20 protein-coding genes and 4 pseudogenes are annotated in these 14,288 nt (G+C 38.1%); 17 read left to right on the top strand and 7 right to left on the bottom strand.

Translation table 11 applies throughout. The features are described from left to right. Positions 1 to 219 precede the first annotated feature (219 nt). From sodA to B4W83_RS00285, 5 genes and pseudogenes are all read left to right on the top strand, one after another. Positions 220 to 825, top strand: a complete 606-nt coding sequence (gene sodA, locus B4W83_RS00265) for a superoxide dismutase SodA (protein ID WP_000974746.1) — start codon at positions 220 to 222, stop codon at positions 823 to 825. 158 nt (positions 826 to 983) lie between these two features. Beyond that, complete coding sequence (locus B4W83_RS00270) at positions 984 to 1,514, top strand: YutD family protein (protein ID WP_001224342.1); 531 nt, start codon at positions 984 to 986, stop codon at positions 1,512 to 1,514. Positions 1,515 to 1,534: 20 nt separating this feature from the next. Further along, a pseudogene (gene rlmN / locus B4W83_RS00275) lies at positions 1,535 to 2,600 on the top strand (dual-specificity RNA methyltransferase RlmN). After that, positions 2,600 to 3,082, top strand: coding sequence for a VanZ family protein (locus B4W83_RS00280; RefSeq protein ID WP_000976714.1), 483 nt, complete (start codon positions 2,600 to 2,602; stop codon positions 3,080 to 3,082). The pseudogene rlmN and the gene B4W83_RS00280 overlap by 1 nt, the downstream one beginning before the upstream one ends. Before the next feature lies 1 nt (position 3,083). Next, positions 3,084 to 4,625 (top strand): ABC-F family ATP-binding cassette domain-containing protein, encoded by a 1,542-nt coding sequence (locus B4W83_RS00285; protein ID WP_000025376.1) that lies wholly within the window; start codon positions 3,084 to 3,086, stop codon positions 4,623 to 4,625. A 55-nt stretch (positions 4,626 to 4,680) separates the two neighbouring features. On the opposite strand, the gene B4W83_RS00290 is transcribed toward B4W83_RS00285, so the two are convergent. From B4W83_RS00290 to B4W83_RS13200, 5 genes are all read right to left on the bottom strand, one after another. After that, positions 4,681 to 5,484, bottom strand: a complete 804-nt coding sequence (locus B4W83_RS00290; protein ID WP_000731911.1) for a peptidylprolyl isomerase — start codon at positions 5,482 to 5,484, stop codon at positions 4,681 to 4,683. Between the two features lie 107 nt (positions 5,485 to 5,591). Continuing rightward, the gene (locus B4W83_RS12145; protein WP_007284845.1) at positions 5,592 to 5,753 is read right to left on the bottom strand and encodes a hypothetical protein; all 162 of its coding nucleotides are present in this window, start codon (positions 5,751 to 5,753) and stop codon (positions 5,592 to 5,594) included. Between the two features lie 327 nt (positions 5,754 to 6,080). Then, a complete protein-coding gene (locus tag B4W83_RS00300; protein ID WP_001041099.1) occupies positions 6,081 to 6,305 on the bottom strand; it encodes a helix-turn-helix transcriptional regulator in 225 nt (74 codons plus the stop codon). Between the two features lie 2 nt (positions 6,306 to 6,307). Continuing rightward, entirely contained in the window at positions 6,308 to 6,886 is a 579-nt protein-coding gene (locus B4W83_RS00305) for a membrane protein (RefSeq protein WP_000749559.1), read from the bottom strand. 448 nt (positions 6,887 to 7,334) lie between these two features. Next, positions 7,335 to 7,508, bottom strand: a complete 174-nt coding sequence (locus tag B4W83_RS13200) for a FanG protein (RefSeq protein WP_078374329.1) — start codon at positions 7,506 to 7,508, stop codon at positions 7,335 to 7,337. A gap of 28 nt (positions 7,509 to 7,536) precedes the next feature. On the opposite strand from B4W83_RS13200, the gene B4W83_RS00315 reads away from it, so the two are divergent. The 4 genes and pseudogenes from B4W83_RS00315 to B4W83_RS13205 all read left to right on the top strand — a co-directional run bounded on the left by B4W83_RS00315 (position 7,537) and on the right by B4W83_RS13205 (position 9,640). Further along, entirely contained in the window at positions 7,537 to 8,151 is a 615-nt protein-coding gene (locus B4W83_RS00315) for a CadD family cadmium resistance transporter (protein WP_000615747.1), read from the top strand. 11 nt (positions 8,152 to 8,162) lie between these two features. Next, the gene (gene cadX, locus B4W83_RS00320) at positions 8,163 to 8,501 is read left to right on the top strand and encodes a Cd(II)/Zn(II)-sensing metalloregulatory transcriptional regulator CadX (protein WP_000711082.1); all 339 of its coding nucleotides are present in this window, start codon (positions 8,163 to 8,165) and stop codon (positions 8,499 to 8,501) included. Between the two features lie 43 nt (positions 8,502 to 8,544). Continuing rightward, positions 8,545 to 8,952, top strand: a pseudogene (locus tag B4W83_RS00325) (helix-turn-helix domain-containing protein); the annotation flags it as partial. Between the two features lie 466 nt (positions 8,953 to 9,418). After that, positions 9,419 to 9,640, top strand: coding sequence for a hypothetical protein (locus B4W83_RS13205; RefSeq protein ID WP_023935822.1), 222 nt, complete (start codon positions 9,419 to 9,421; stop codon positions 9,638 to 9,640). 82 nt (positions 9,641 to 9,722) lie between these two features. Here B4W83_RS13205 and B4W83_RS00335 read toward each other — a convergent pair whose 3' ends face one another. Then, positions 9,723 to 9,923, bottom strand: coding sequence for a hypothetical protein (locus B4W83_RS00335; protein WP_001084631.1), 201 nt, complete (start codon positions 9,921 to 9,923; stop codon positions 9,723 to 9,725). A 177-nt stretch (positions 9,924 to 10,100) separates the two neighbouring features. Between B4W83_RS00335 and rpsP the strand changes: the two genes are divergently transcribed. From rpsP to B4W83_RS00370, 7 genes and pseudogenes are all read left to right on the top strand, one after another. Beyond that, entirely contained in the window at positions 10,101 to 10,373 is a 273-nt protein-coding gene (rpsP, locus tag B4W83_RS00340; protein ID WP_000268761.1) for a 30S ribosomal protein S16, read from the top strand. Positions 10,374 to 10,392: 19 nt separating this feature from the next. Continuing rightward, positions 10,393 to 10,632 (top strand): RNA-binding protein KphA, encoded by a 240-nt coding sequence (gene kphA, locus B4W83_RS00345; RefSeq protein ID WP_000379621.1) that lies wholly within the window; start codon positions 10,393 to 10,395, stop codon positions 10,630 to 10,632. Between the two features lie 181 nt (positions 10,633 to 10,813). Beyond that, positions 10,814 to 11,066 (top strand): annotated as a pseudogene (locus B4W83_RS00350) (MazG nucleotide pyrophosphohydrolase domain-containing protein); the annotation flags it as partial. A gap of 142 nt (positions 11,067 to 11,208) precedes the next feature. After that, on the top strand, positions 11,209 to 11,997 hold the full coding sequence (locus B4W83_RS00355) for an alpha/beta fold hydrolase (RefSeq protein WP_000819188.1): 789 nt from the start codon (positions 11,209 to 11,211) through the stop codon (positions 11,995 to 11,997). Positions 11,998 to 12,027: 30 nt separating this feature from the next. Continuing rightward, positions 12,028 to 12,546 carry a ribosome maturation factor RimM gene (gene rimM, locus B4W83_RS00360; RefSeq protein WP_001105891.1) on the top strand — a complete coding sequence of 173 codons (519 nt, stop codon included), beginning with the start codon at positions 12,028 to 12,030 and terminating at the stop codon, positions 12,544 to 12,546. Beyond that, complete coding sequence (trmD, locus tag B4W83_RS00365; protein ID WP_083022203.1) at positions 12,536 to 13,255, top strand: tRNA (guanosine(37)-N1)-methyltransferase TrmD; 720 nt, start codon at positions 12,536 to 12,538, stop codon at positions 13,253 to 13,255. Before rimM ends, trmD begins: the two co-directional genes overlap by 11 nt. Positions 13,256 to 13,266: 11 nt before the next feature. Then, positions 13,267 to 13,605, top strand: a complete 339-nt coding sequence (locus B4W83_RS00370) for an ATP cone domain-containing protein (RefSeq protein ID WP_001196048.1) — start codon at positions 13,267 to 13,269, stop codon at positions 13,603 to 13,605. A gap of 30 nt (positions 13,606 to 13,635) precedes the next feature. Here B4W83_RS00370 and B4W83_RS00375 read toward each other — a convergent pair. Beyond that, positions 13,636 to 13,958 (bottom strand): annotated as a pseudogene (locus tag B4W83_RS00375) (hypothetical protein). Positions 13,959 to 14,056: 98 nt separating this feature from the next. Between B4W83_RS00375 and B4W83_RS00380 the strand changes: the two are divergent. Continuing rightward, on the top strand, positions 14,057 to 14,272 hold the full coding sequence (locus tag B4W83_RS00380) for a YdbC family protein (protein WP_000807422.1): 216 nt from the start codon (positions 14,057 to 14,059) through the stop codon (positions 14,270 to 14,272). Positions 14,273 to 14,288 lie beyond the last annotated feature (16 nt).

Genomic DNA, 14,288 nt, shown 5'->3' on the forward strand with positions numbered 1-14,288 from the left:
CGAAGTCAGCTCAAAACACCGTTTTGAGGTTGCCGGATAAGACTGACGAAGTCAGTAACATATACCTACGGCAAGGCGACGTTGACGCGGTTTGAAGAGATTTTCGAAGAGTATTATTCGAAAGTATCTCAGTGATTTCCTCATCTATAAGCAAAAAACTTGAAAAAAGTGAATGTTTGCGTTATCATTTTCATATAGAAAGAAAAAGAGGTATTACAGATGGCTATTATCTTACCAGAACTTCCATATGCATACGACGCTTTGGAACCATACATCGATGCGGAAACAATGCATTTGCACCATGACAAACACCATCAAACTTATGTCAACAATGCCAATGCAGCTTTAGAAAAACACCCTGAAATCGGTGAAGACCTTGAAGCCTTGCTTGCTGATGTAGAATCTATCCCAGCTGATATCCGTCAAGCACTTATCAACAATGGTGGCGGACACTTGAACCACGCTCTTTTCTGGGAATTGATGACTCCCGAGAAAACAGCTCCTTCAGCAGAACTGGCAGCAGCAATCGATGCAACATTTGGTTCATTTGAAGAATTCCAAGCAGCCTTCACTGCAGCAGCAACAACTCGTTTTGGTTCAGGTTGGGCATGGTTGGTTGTCAACAAAGAAGGGAAACTTGAAGTGACTTCAACAGCAAACCAAGACACACCAATCTCAGAAGGTAAAAAACCAATCTTGGGCTTGGACGTTTGGGAACATGCTTACTACGTGAAATACCGCAACGTGCGTCCTGACTACATCAAAGCTTTCTTTTCAGTAATCAACTGGAATAAAGTAGATGAATTGTACGCAGCTGCTAAATAATGATAGTTGGAGGGAAGAATTGTTCTTCTCTTTTTTAGGATATAAGATTCTGGTCTGACAAAATCGTTAGACTTTTTTCATTTTTTTATGCGAAACGTGCTAACTGCTAGAAATTATGGTAGAATAAAGTATTAAGTAATCGTGAAAAAAGGATATCTATGCGAAAAGAAATTGCACCTGAATTATACAACTATAACAAGTTTCCTGGTCCTGAGTTTCATTTACACGGGGACAAGGTTGAAACGGAAGGGATCGCTTTTTCCTTGGTGGAAAATATCAAGGATGCCTTTGATGTGACGGCTTTTAATCAGCGTTTTTCAGAAGTCTTAACCAAGTTTGATTATATCGTGGGAGACTGGAGCAACGAACAGCTTCGCCTACGAGGTTTTTACAAGGATGACCGAACAGAAGAAAAACTTGAAAAAATCAGTCGTTTACAAGACTACCTATTAGAGTATTGTAGTTATGGTTGTGCCTATTTTGTCTTAGAAAATGAAGCCCCTAAGCGAGCATCATTTGACAAGAAAATGCGTAAGAAGGAAGAAGAACAGCCTTTTAGAAAAGGAAAGAAACCGACTCAAACAAAACGAAAACCGAATGCAGATAAGAAAAATAGACGTCGTCAGAAAGACCAGCATTCTCAGAAAGAGGACAAGGGACAACGTCATTTTGTCATTCGTCAGAAGTGAGTAGAGAATAAGGAGAAGAAATGAAACCCTCAATTTATAGTTTAACACGTCAAACCATGCAGGAATGGGTATTGGAGCAGGGAGAAAAGAAATTCCGTGCAGATCAAATCTGGGAATGGCTCTATTGAAGAAATGACCAACCTTTCCAAGGATTTGATTGCTAAGCTTAATGACCAGTTTGTGGTCAATCCCTTGAAACAAGGTATTGTGCAAGAGTCTGCTGATGGGACAGTTAAATATCTTTTTGAATTGCCAGATGGAATGCTGATTGAGACAGTACTCATACGTCAACACTACGTTTTATCTGTCTGTGTGACCACTCAGGTCGGCTGTAATATCGGTTGTACCTTCTGTGCCTCTGGTTTGATTAAGAAGCAACGTGACCTCAATAACGGTGAAATCGTAGCGCAAATTATGCTGGTTCAGAAATACTTTGATGAGCGTGGTCAGGATGAACGTGTCAGCCATATCGTTGTCATGGGAATCAGTGAGCCCTTTGATAATTACAACAATGTTTTGAATTTCGTTTGTACTATCAATGATGATAAAGGAATGGCTATCGGTGCTCGTCACATCACGGTTTCAACCTCAGGTTTGGCCCATAAAATTCGTGACTTTGCTGATGAAGGGGTTCAGGTCAATCTTGCCGTGTCTCTTCACGCACCCAACAATGAACTGCGCTCAAGTACCATGAAGATTAACCGTGCCTTTCCGATTGAAAAGCTCTTTGCAGCTATTGAGTACTACATTGAGACAACTAATCGTCGTGTGACCTTTGAGTATATCATGCTTAATGAAGTAAACGACGGCGTAGAACAAGCTTTGGAATTAGCTGAATTGCTCAAGAACATCAAGAAATTGTCTTATGTAAACTTGATTTCTTATAACCCAGTTAGTGAGCATGACCAATATAGCCGTAGTCCCAAAGAGCGCGTGTTGGCTTTCTATGATACGCTTAAGAGAAAAGGGGTCAACTGTGTGGTTCGTCAAGAGCATGGTACAGATAGTGACGCAGCTTGTGGACAATTGCGCTCTAACACAATGAAACGTGACCGCCAGAAGGCAGTCGCAGCGGTAAATCCTTAATGATGAAGAAGACTTATAATCATATTTTGGTCTGGGGAGTCATTTTCTATAGCATTTGCATTGTCTATTTTTGCTTTACTCCTCAAGAACAATCTCCCGTGGGGGTAGAAACTCCAGGTATTCAGCATCTTGGAAGCCTGGTTTTTCTTTTGACTCCTTTAAACTCCCTCTGGAATCTGGGTGAGGTGAGTGATATGGGACAATTATGCTGGATTTTTTTACAAAATATCCTTAATATGTTCTTACTTTTTCCTCTGATGTTCCAACTCCTTTATCTCCTTCCAAACTTGCGGAAAATAAAAAAGGTCCTTCTTTTTAGTTTTCTTGTGAGTCTTGGAATCGAGTGTACGCAATTAATCTTGGACTTTTTCTTTGATTTCAATCGCGTCTTTGAGATTGATGATTTGTGGACCAACACTTTGGGTGGCTATCTGGCTTGGCTCCTTTATAAACGATTATATAAAAACAAGATAAGGAATTAAAATGAGTATTTTAGAAGTTAAAAATCTGAGTCACGGTTTTGGTGACCGTGCAATTTTTGAAGATGTGTCCTTCCGTCTCCTCAAGGGAGAACATATCGGCCTGGTCGGTGCCAATGGTGAAGGAAAATCAACCTTTATGAGTATCGTGACTGGTAAAATGCTGCCAGATGAAGGAAAGGTTGAGTGGTCCAAATATGTGACGGCTGGTTACTTGGATCAACACTCTGTCCTTGCTGAAGGGCAGTCGGTACGTGATGTTCTACGTACAGCTTTTGATGAGCTGTTTAAAGCAGAAGCTCGTATCAATGACCTCTATATGGAAATGGCTGAAGATGGAGCTGATGTTGATGCTCTCATGGAAGAAGTGGGCGAACTTCAAGACCGTTTAGAGAGTCGTGATTTCTATACCTTGGATGCTAAGATTGACGAAGTGGCGCGTGCCCTTGGTGTTATGGACTTTGGCATGGATACGGATGTAACCTCTTTGTCAGGTGGGCAAAGAACCAAGGTGCTTTTGGCTAAACTCCTCCTTGAAAAGCCAGATATCTTGCTGTTGGACGAGCCGACCAACTACTTGGATGCTGAGCATATTGATTGGCTCAAGCGCTATCTTCAAAACTATGAGAATGCCTTTGTCCTTATTTCGCACGATATTCCATTCCTGAACGACGTGATTAATATTGTCTACCATGTGGAGAATCAACAGCTGACGCGTTACTCTGGTGACTACTACCAGTTCCAAGAAGTCTATGCTATGAAGAAATCTCAGCTAGAGGCAGCCTACGAACGTCAGCAGAAAGAGATTGCGGACCTCAAGGACTTCGTGGCTCGAAACAAAGCACGTGTTGCAACACGAAACATGGCTATGTCTCGTCAGAAGAAATTGGATAAGATGGATATTATCGAACTGCAAAGTGAGAAACCAAAACCATCCTTTGATTTCAAACCAGCTCGTACTCCAGGGCACTTTATTTTCCAAGCCAAGGATTTGCAGATTGGTTATGATCGTCCTCTGACCAAGCCTTTAAATCTTACCTTTGAACGCAATCAAAAGGTTGCGATTATTGGTGCTAATGGTATTGGAAAAACAACTCTCTTGAAGAGTCTCTTGGGCATTATCTCGCCAATCGCTGGGGAAGTGGAGCGTGGAGATTATTTAGAACTTGGTTATTTTGAGCAGGAAGTAGAAGGCGGTAATCGCCAAACTCCTCTTGAAGCTGTCTGGAATGCCTTTCCTGCCCTTAATCAAGCAGAAGTCCGTGCAGCCCTTGCCCGTTGTGGTTTGACAACCAAACATATTGAAAGTCAGATTCAAGTATTATCAGGGGGAGAGCAAGCCAAGGTTCGTTTCTGTCTCTTGATGAATCGTGAAAACAATGTTTTAGTGCTGGACGAGCCGACCAACCATTTGGATGTGGATGCAAAGGATGAGCTCAAACGCGCTCTCAAAGAATATAGGGGATCTATCCTTATGGTCTGCCACGAGCCAGACTTTTATGAAGGCTGGATAGACCAAATATGGGATTTTAATAATTTAACTTAAGAATGAGAGTAAAAGAAATACAGTACCGAATGTGGATACTGTATTTTTTTGGTTTTTAAGATTTAAAATCGTAGTCTTTCACCACTTCGATGCTGTCGATTGTGATAGCAGTAGTTGGCTTGTCTTTTTCATCTTTTTCGGCTTTGGCAATCTTATCTACAACATCCATACCGTCAATCACTTGTCCAAAGACTGGGTGTTTGCCATCAAGGCTAGGGTTTCCCCCTTCTTTATAGGCTTCGATGATTTTCTTTGGATACTTGCTTGTAGGGAGTTTAGCAGAGGTATCTGTAGAGTTTTGGTTGATGAAGAACTGGCTTCCATTGGTGTTTGGTTGACCAGTATTAGCCATAGCAAGAGCACCACGGATGTTATAGAGATAAGGAGTAATCTCGTTTTTGAAACCAGTTCCCTTGTCTTTAGTCTTATCCTTGTCATGCCAGATGGACTGACCACCTGTACCGTCCCCTTTTGGATCTCCAGTTTGGACCATGAAGCCATCGATGACACGGTGGAAGGTAATGCCGTTATAGTAGCCTTCTTTGGCATGAGTGAGGAAGTTTTCAACCGCTAGAGGAGCGAGTTTAGGGAAGAGCTTAATGCGGATATCACCTTGGCTTGTGTGGAGAATCACTTCGGCTTCATCTTCAGCAACTTCCTTAGAAAGTTGCGGGAAATTGGCATTCTCGTTTGTTAAAGCATCGTTTAACTCCTTGGCAGATTGGGCAGCTGCTTTGGAGCTTTCCTCAGCGGCCAAGCTAGAATCTACATAGTCATCACCACGTAGACTGCGTTGGATGCTGCTACACCCAGCTAGGGCTACAGTGGACAGTAAAAGAAGGGTTGCTAGTTTTTTCATTCTGATCCTCTCAAAAATTCATTTCTACCATTGTACCCTAAAAGGAAGTGGATTTCAAATGTTAGTGACAAGACAGTTTAAGAGGAAGCCAACCAAAAATCACTTGATTAGAGATTCTTCTTTGGATGACGGTCGACAATGTCCTGGTACTGTTCCAGTATTTCCTCTCCCTTTGGAGTCAATTTGTAGCCACGAATCGAAAAGTGACAAGCTAATTCTTCTTCTGAAAAATGCTCATGAAGGGCTTGGTCCAAATTTGTAGCCTTCATTTTTAGAAAGTCCAGTAACTCCCTTCTTCTTTAGGATATTCTTTTTTATGGTAGCGTATTAGATGGTCAAGTGAGTAAAAAGCAGTTTCAATGGACAGCATAACCTTTTTCTACCAGAGTTTTGAGATGCTTAGGAGCATCAATGCCATAAGAGTACTCAAAGTATTTAGGGAACCAGATCTTAAGAAAGCTCGTAAAGCATCACAATTAGTAAACGTTAATTCGAAAGAATTACTATATTTTAAAAGAGCACATTTTCAAAGGATTTTTTCTTTTGGCTTCAATTCCTAATTAGTCAATGAACTGAATACTAGGTCTCAAAAAGAATTATGCTTCCTCTTTCTGTCTGAGTTCAAAGAGGTCTTCTACTTTCAGATTAAAAACTTGAGCAATTTTAAGAGCCATTTCCAGCGAAGGATTGTAACGGTTATTTTCCAAGTGCAGAATTGTCTCGCGTCGCATGCCGATGCGGTCGGCTAACTCCTGCTGGGTCATGCCTGTGGATTCACGAACAGATTTGAGATTAGTAATAATCTTGCTTTCTTTGGCCATGCTTATCCTCTCCGTTCCAAGATAAGATAGACAACCGCAAAGATGCAAATCAAGGCAGCTATGCTAATAAATATCTGTCCCATGTAAAGAGTGAGAGACCCCATATACCCAATGATAACTGCTAGGATCATCAGTGCGCCTAGTATAAAAACAAACATCAAGCTAGCTGCCTTTGCTAAATTAGCATAAAAGCGTTCGTCCGGAGTTTCCTTGACATTTTTTAAAGAGAAAAAACCAAATAGAATCACTTCAATAACGAGGCCAATTCCCAAAATCCATTCTTTAATACCAGAACTTTCGCTTGGGGTCGTAACCCAAATTCCTACTGTATAAAAAATGCTTGCTGCAAACACAAGTATCGTGTAAAGCTTAGCAGACAAGTCAAAAATAATTTTTCTCTTACCTTTCTGACTCTTATGTAGCCAGCTCGATATAGCTACAATTTGACCTGACACTGAAATACCAGTAATAACTAACTTGGGTTCCCAACTAAGATTAGAACCAAATACAACAATAAAATCAATAAAGAGAGCTACGGCAATCATTGCAATGAGGCCACGCATTTTTTGACTTTTTTTCATGATAGACTCCTTTTTTGTGTTATAAATATATAACACTTAAATTTTATGTTATAAATATATCACATTTAAATTTAGAAAGCAAGAATTTATGTGCCAAGGCGGCAATTATTTGAAAAAATTTTTTAATAAAAGCCCTTGATAGACAAACAACTAAAGAATTCTTTGAAGTAATGCATCGGATTTGGTTTGGATAGTTTCGTTAATAATATTTGATGATAAAGAATTTTTGATGATAAAGAATTTTTGATGATAAAGAATTTTTGAAAAATCTAGATACTGTATGAATCTCTACTTTTTTTCTTAGACTGTATAAAGTCTGTCAGAATAAGCTTTGTAGGTGTAGAAGTTAATTTTTACAGAGGTTAAGTAAGGATTTCAGTACACGTCAATAGATGTCAAAATACTGATTTTAAGCGATTTTTGATTTTTGGAAACTCATTATATAGCACTACAAATCAATAAAAACTCTACCTTTTTTAGATAAATATATCATCTGGATATTGAAGTTAAGCCCTGCTATCATTTCGATGGCAGGGCTTTTTAATATTTGGTACACTAACTTCTTATCTATATTTTGGTGGATTTTAAGTTGACATCTACAAAGTTTAATGTTAGAATACATTCAAAAATATATTTGAATGAGGTGTTTTATGATTCAAAATGTTGTTACTTCAATAATCCTGTATTCTGGGACAGCCGTAGACTTACTTATTATCCTAATGTTATTTTTTGCCAAAAGAAAAAGCAGAAAAGACATCATTAACATCTATTTAGGACAATTTCTAGGCTCTGTTAGTCTAATATTGCTAAGTTTGCTTTTTGCATTTGTCTTAAATTATATTCCTAGTAAAGAGATTTTAGGTTTACTCGGTTTGATTCCAATTTTCCTAGGCCTCAAAGTTTTGCTTTTAGGAGATTCTGATGGAGAAGCTATTGCAAAAGATGGTTTGCGAAAAGACAATAAAAACCTGATTTTTCTAGTCGCTATGATTACTTTTGCAAGTTGTGGCGCTGACAATATTGGTGTCTTTGTCCCATATTTTACCACCTTAAATTTAGCGAATTTGATAGTGACTTTACTTACTTTTCTAGTCATGATTTATTTCTTGGTTTTTTCTGCCCAAAAATTGGCACAAGTCCCTTCTGTTGGAGAAACTTTGGAAAAATATAGCAGATGGTTTATTGCCGTTGTCTATTTAGGATTGGGGATGTATATTCTGATTGAAAACAACAGCTTTGACATGCTAAGGACTGTGTTCGGCTAGGAGAAAAAAATATGAAAAAAGATAGTATTTGCCAAGTGAATATTATAAATCAACAAAATGTTACAACCGCGACGAACTACCTTGAAAAGGAAAAAGTCCAAAAATCACTTCGTATTTTATCAAAGTTTACCGATAATAAACAGATAAATATCATCTTTTATCTCCTTGCTGTTGAAGAACTCTGTGTCTGTGATATAGCCTGTTTACTAAATCTCAGTATGGCATCTGCCTCCCACCATCTTCGTAAACTAGCCAATCAAAACATCTTGGACACTAGAAGAGATGGGAAAATTATATATTATTTTATAAAAGATGAGGAAATCAGAGATTTTTTTAATCAACTAGGATAACAACTATTTTTACTACTTTTCCATGATTATAGGGGGATTGTATATGAAATTTTTTGAAGAAAATTATTCACATGAACTACCTACTCGTATCAAAAATTTAAGAAAAAAACACAATATTACACAAAGCGAACTAAGCAATGCAGGTCAAGTTAGTCAAGTTGAAAAGGAAAAGCAACAAGTTACCACTTCAATATTGCTTTATTTGAATACTCAAACCGACTTAGACTATAAAGAAATTATTTTTGGAGATATTGCCAAGCTTGTTGAAAATATGTTTTACCACTGCTTCGGCTCTATTTTATTTAGAGATTTGGAAACTGTAAATAAAAGAATGAATTCTTTGTCGGATGATGACTTAATTTCTATACAATCTAGCTGTCTTAGACTTTCCAAGACATTCGCAAATTTCAATATTCAAAGAAAAAAATTTTTGATTTCTGATGAAACTGAAAAAATTATCCATAATGGCAAAAAGGTCATTAAAAAATCAAAAAAGATAAATCAATTTCAACAACAATGGACACATACGCCGAGTTAGCACCGCAAAGAAAGTTAGAATCTGTTAATCTTTATATCGATAAGATTGCTGAACTAACGCAATAACTACTCTACTATTTACTCTACCTTTTATTATGTAGCATTCTAAAAACATTGATGTACCAACGTTTCTAACAGCTAAAATAGAAATTATTTAATCTTTTACAGACCTAAACTATTCCCCTATTTAGAATCTATTAATTCATATTTTATAAATTAATTAGTAGATATCTTTTTTAAAATCCTTGATATTTCGCTGTTTTTAGTCTAATTGAAATCTATACTTTCCAAACCAGATCTTAAGAAAGCTCGTAAAGCTAGCCAGTTCTCTAAAGGTTAAGAACTAGCTACAATACAGTATTTACAACACTTTATACTCAATGAAAATCAAAGAGCAAACTAGGAAGCTAGCCGCAGGTTGTTCAAAGAACTGCTTTGAGGTTGTAGATAAGACTGACGAAGTAAGTAACCATACCTACGGCAAGACGACGTTGACGTGGTTTGAAGAGATTTTCAAAGAGTATTATGGTTCACACCATGGGGTGTTTTTTGATGATTTTAAGCAAAATTCATACCATTTAATTGAAAGTTATTTAAATTAGATGAAAATTTGTTTTCTGAAAAAGTGGGAAAACATTGATTTTAAGCGAATTTTGAATCATATTCGAATGGGAGTTTTTAAAATCATGTTTCGGTGGTAAAAGTTCCAAACTGTATTCTCCATAGTAGAATGATATCACCTGCCAGCGAATCATCTGCCAATAAGTCCATATTTCGTTTGGGAACGGGCTTAGGATTTAGGAGCCAAGCATCCAAATCACGTTCAGGAGAGATGAAGGGTTTGACTTGGTGTTCTTTATAAAATATTTCTAAAATACTATTCACGGATAGCCTCTTTCAAACATTTATTTCCTACTTCTAACAAATTTCTAAATGGTTTAAAAATTTTATAGTCTGTCAAGTTTTTTTCTTGACACCTGTTAGAAATCTGCTATAATAGAACATGTGCTAAATAGCTCAGCTATTTCACCGAAATAAAAAATAAGAAAAGAGACTTTAAAAATGGCAGTTAAAATCCGTTTGACTCGTATGGGTTCTAAGAAAAAACCTTTCTACCGTATCAACGTAGCAGATTCACGTTCACCACGTGACGGACGTTTCATCGAAACAGTTGGAACTTACAACCCACTTGTTGCTGAAAACCAAGTAACTTTGAAAGAAGACCGCGTTCTTGCATGGTTGGCTAATGGAGCTCAACCTTCAGACACAGTACGTAACATCCTTTCAAAAGAAGGCGTATTGAAAAAATTCCACGATTCTAAATTTTCAAAATAAGTTTAAAGTAGGTTGACAGATGGATACGATTGAAAATCTCATTATTGCGATTGTGAAACCCTTAATTTCACAACCAGATGCCTTAACTATCAAGATTGAGGATACACCAGAATTTTTGGAATATCATTTGAATCTTGATCAAAGCGATGTGGGTCGTGTAATCGGTCGTAAGGGTCGCACTATTTCTGCGATAAGAACGATTGTCTACTCTGTCCCAACTGAATACAAAAAAGTAAGAATCGTTATTGACGAAAAATAAGAAGGGCGGGACGGATGTCTCGCTTTTTTGCGAGGAATAGAAGATGAAATATTTAACGTTTAGACAATTACAAGACTAGTTATACTCAATGAAAATCAAAGAGCAAACTAGGAAGCTAGCCGCAGGCTGTACTGGAGTACGGCAAGGTGAAGCTGACGTAGTTTGAAGAGATTTTCGAAGAGTATTACTCGAACATTACCAGTAGTCTCGAACTGAGGAAGGTCTTTTTATCAAGCTAGTGGAGGAAGTCGGAGAAGTAGCCGAGGTTTTGAATAGGCGCTCTGGTCGAAAAGAAGGGATAGGATTCGAACGAGGAACTTGCCAGAGAACTGACTGATATCATTCACTACACCGTCGCAATCGTCGCCATCAACCATATTGACCTTACCAAGACTATCTTTGAGAAAGATAAGACTGCAGCCATTAAGTACTAACATGAACGTGATTTGGAAGGATTTTTGAAGGTGAAGGAGAATTGATGTCCTCTTCCTCCAACTTGAGAAAATCCTTGAAACATGATAAAATAAAGGATAAGGACTTTTAATAATTCATTATATAGAATGAGTGGATTTCTTTATGAAGAGGTTTGAAGTATCTACAGAAATTGGTAGTCTCTCTGTTACTTATCAAAAGCAAAAGAAAGTGCTAATTTGTCTAAACGGAGCAGGTTTGCTACCAAGTTATGAAAATTTTTCACTTATACTCGAAAAACTTCCGTCCACAATTGGTTATTTGACAATTGATTTTCCGAACACAGGTAGAAGTCCGATTCATGACCAAGCTGGAAAAAATCTGGATAATCTTGCAGATGCAGTTTATGAAGTACTTGAAGAATTGGTGATTTCTGAATATATACTTTGTGTACATAGTTTGAGTGGAATTTTAGCTTGCAAATTGCTCAACAAACCAATTAAGTGTCAGGCTTTAGTAGCAATTGAACCGACAACTAAAAACGTCATGTTTGCTGATTTTTCAGAAAATCCTTATCCAGAAATGGAAGAGCAGATGAGGCTGATTGATGAGTGTGGTCCTGAACTTTATTTTAAGAACTTAACTCAAGCAACATTTAGTCCTGAAACGAATAAAGAAATCTGGGAAATAATGCAAGAAAAAGGTTCAGAGTTGGAAAATCAAGATCCAGGATTTCAGATATCTGGAGAGATTACTGAGGAAGATTTTGAGGATGTATCAATACCAGATTGTATCCCTGTATTTGTTTTTTGTCAGCCTTACAGAGAAAAAGAGTACAGAGAATCAGAATATTGGACTTCCAATGCTAGACTCATTTTAGGAGGGAATCACCATTATTTACAGTGGTCTGAATCCGAAAAAATTGCGACTATTATTCGAGAATTGTCAGAATAAGATGGAAAGAAGGAGACTACAGGAGACAAGATGAACTACTTTAATGTTGGGAAAATCGTCAATACGCAAGGGTTGCAGGGTGAGATGCGAGTCTTGTCTGTGACGGATTTTGCAGAAGAACGGTTTAAAAAAGGGGCTGAGCTAGCTTTGTTTGATGAAAAAGATCAGTTTGTTCAAACAGTGACCATTGCTAGCCACCGTAAACAGAAGAACTTTGACATTATTAAATTCAAAGATATGTACCATATCAACGCTATCGAAAAGTACAAGGGATACAGTCTCAAGGTCGCTGAGGAAGATTTAAACGATTTAGACGATGGTGAATTTTATTATCACGAGATTATCGGTTTGGAAGTCTATGAGGGTGATAATTTGATTGGAACCATCAAGGAAATCCTGCAACCAGGTGCTAACGATGTCTGGGTGGTCAAGCGAAAAGGCAAGCGTGACTTGCTCTTGCCTTATATCCCACCAGTGGTTCTCAATGTTGATATTCCAAATAAACGGGTCAACGTGGAAATCTTAGAAGGGTTAGACGATGAAGATTGATATTTTAACCCTCTTTCCAGAGATGTTTTCTCCACTGGAGCACTCAATCGTTGGAAAGGCTCGAGAAAAAGGGCTCTTGGATATCCAGTATCATAATTTTCGAGAAAAGGCTGAAAAGGCCCGTCACGTCGATGATGAACCATATGGAGGCGGTCAGGGGATGCTGCTCCGAGCCCAACCTATTTTTGATGCTTTTGATACTATTGAAAAAAAGAATCCGCGCGTGATTCTCCTTGATCCAGCTGGAAAGCAGTTTGATCAAGACTATGCAGAGGATTTGGCTCAAGAGGAAGAGTTAATCTTTATCTGTGGGCACTACGAGGGTTATGATGAGCGCATTAAGATTTTGGTGACAGATGAGATCTCCCTGGGAGACTATGTCTTGACTGGAGGAGAATTGGCGGCCATGACTATGATTGATGCTACGGTACGCCTGATTCCAGAAGTGATTGGCAAGGAGTCTAGCCACCAAGATGATAGTTTTTCTTCTGGCCTTCTCGAATACCCTCAATACACACGTCCCTATGATTATCGAGGAATGGTTGTGCCAGATGTATTGATGAGTGGTCACCATGAAAAGATTCGTCAGTGGCGCCTGTATGAGAGTTTAAAGAAAACCTATGAACGCAGACCAGATTTGCTTGAACATTATCAACTGACAGCAGAAGAAGAAAAAATGATGGCAGAAATCAAAGAAAACACAGAATAAAGGAGAAACCTATGCAAGTAATCAAACGTAATGGTGAAATTGCTGAATTTAATCCAGACAAGATTTACCAAGCCATCTTAAAGGCAGCCCAGACTGTCTATGTATTGACAGATGACTTGCGTCAAAATCTTGCTCAAGTCACTAAGAAAGTGGTTTTGGATTTGGAAGAGGCCAAGGTGGAACGTGCTACCATTAGCATGATTCAGTCTATGGTTGAACATCGTCTACTGGGTGCAGGTTACATTACCATTGCAGAACACTACATTTCCTATCGTCTACAACGTGACTTGGAAAGAAGTGGTTATGGAGATCATATCGCGGTTCATTTACATTTTGAACAAGTTCGCTAAGAAAAAAGAGTGGGATGAAGCAACTACATCTCACTCTTTCTTAAATCTATTTTTTTTTGGGCTGTTTGGACGGTTGAAGGGACAAATCGCAGGCGTTGAATATCGCTTATGCGGATAATACGGCTTACATTTTTAGCAAAATTTTTAACTATAATTTGCTGTCCTTGCTGATTGTATTTGATGATGTCACCTGTAAAGCTTGTCTCAGACAAGATAAGGTGAACAGCAGTTTGTTTCTGGATAGCCTCTTCAATAGTGGCTGTAAGGGAGTTGCTTTCAGTCTGGTCAGGTTGGTCATGTCCATTTAAAAAGTCATGTATTTTACCTAGAACTTGCTGGAATTTATGTCTCATATTGGCCTCCCTTCTTTTATATCAATATTATATAAAATTTTCCTAAAATCTACAAGATTTTACGAATAATCAGATGAAAGCTAAAAAAGGAGAAGAAAATGGCAGAATTTACATTTGAAATCGAAGAGCACTTGTTGACTCTTTCTGAAAACGAAAAAGGTTGGACTAAGGAAATCAACCGTGTGAGCTTTAATGGAGCCCCTGCGAAGTTTGATATTCGTGCTTGGAGTCCAGACCATACGAAGATGGGCAAAGGGATTACTCTCTCCAATGAAGAATTTCAAACGATGGTGGATGCTTTTAAAGGTAACTAATACTCAATGAAAATCA

The sequence above is a fragment of the Streptococcus pseudopneumoniae ATCC BAA-960 = CCUG 49455 genome, assembly GCF_002087075.1.
GTDB lineage: Bacteria > Bacillota > Bacilli > Lactobacillales > Streptococcaceae > Streptococcus > Streptococcus pseudopneumoniae.

Coding starts and splice junctions, on each gene's coding strand:
- sodA (WP_000974746.1), top strand. CDS start 220: ATGGCTATTATCTTACCAGAACTTCCATATGCATACGACGCTTTGGAA.
- B4W83_RS00270 (WP_001224342.1), top strand. CDS start 984: ATGCGAAAAGAAATTGCACCTGAATTATACAACTATAACAAGTTTCCT.
- B4W83_RS00280 (WP_000976714.1), top strand. CDS start 2,600: ATGATGAAGAAGACTTATAATCATATTTTGGTCTGGGGAGTCATTTTC.
- B4W83_RS00285 (WP_000025376.1), top strand. CDS start 3,084: ATGAGTATTTTAGAAGTTAAAAATCTGAGTCACGGTTTTGGTGACCGT.
- B4W83_RS00290 (WP_000731911.1), bottom strand. CDS start 5,484: ATGAAAAAACTAGCAACCCTTCTTTTACTGTCCACTGTAGCCCTAGCT.
- B4W83_RS12145 (WP_007284845.1), bottom strand. CDS start 5,753: ATGAAGGCTACAAATTTGGACCAAGCCCTTCATGAGCATTTTTCAGAA.
- B4W83_RS00300 (WP_001041099.1), bottom strand. CDS start 6,305: ATGGCCAAAGAAAGCAAGATTATTACTAATCTCAAATCTGTTCGTGAA.
- B4W83_RS00305 (WP_000749559.1), bottom strand. CDS start 6,886: ATGAAAAAAAGTCAAAAAATGCGTGGCCTCATTGCAATGATTGCCGTA.
- B4W83_RS13200 (WP_078374329.1), bottom strand. CDS start 7,508: ATGTATTCTAACATTAAACTTTGTAGATGTCAACTTAAAATCCACCAA.
- B4W83_RS00315 (WP_000615747.1), top strand. CDS start 7,537: ATGATTCAAAATGTTGTTACTTCAATAATCCTGTATTCTGGGACAGCC.
- cadX (WP_000711082.1), top strand. CDS start 8,163: ATGAAAAAAGATAGTATTTGCCAAGTGAATATTATAAATCAACAAAAT.
- B4W83_RS13205 (WP_023935822.1), top strand. CDS start 9,419: ATGAAAATCAAAGAGCAAACTAGGAAGCTAGCCGCAGGTTGTTCAAAG.
- rpsP (WP_000268761.1), top strand. CDS start 10,101: ATGGCAGTTAAAATCCGTTTGACTCGTATGGGTTCTAAGAAAAAACCT.
- kphA (WP_000379621.1), top strand. CDS start 10,393: ATGGATACGATTGAAAATCTCATTATTGCGATTGTGAAACCCTTAATT.
- B4W83_RS00355 (WP_000819188.1), top strand. CDS start 11,209: ATGAAGAGGTTTGAAGTATCTACAGAAATTGGTAGTCTCTCTGTTACT.
- rimM (WP_001105891.1), top strand. CDS start 12,028: ATGAACTACTTTAATGTTGGGAAAATCGTCAATACGCAAGGGTTGCAG.
- trmD (WP_083022203.1), top strand. CDS start 12,536: ATGAAGATTGATATTTTAACCCTCTTTCCAGAGATGTTTTCTCCACTG.
- B4W83_RS00370 (WP_001196048.1), top strand. CDS start 13,267: ATGCAAGTAATCAAACGTAATGGTGAAATTGCTGAATTTAATCCAGAC.
- B4W83_RS00380 (WP_000807422.1), top strand. CDS start 14,057: ATGGCAGAATTTACATTTGAAATCGAAGAGCACTTGTTGACTCTTTCT.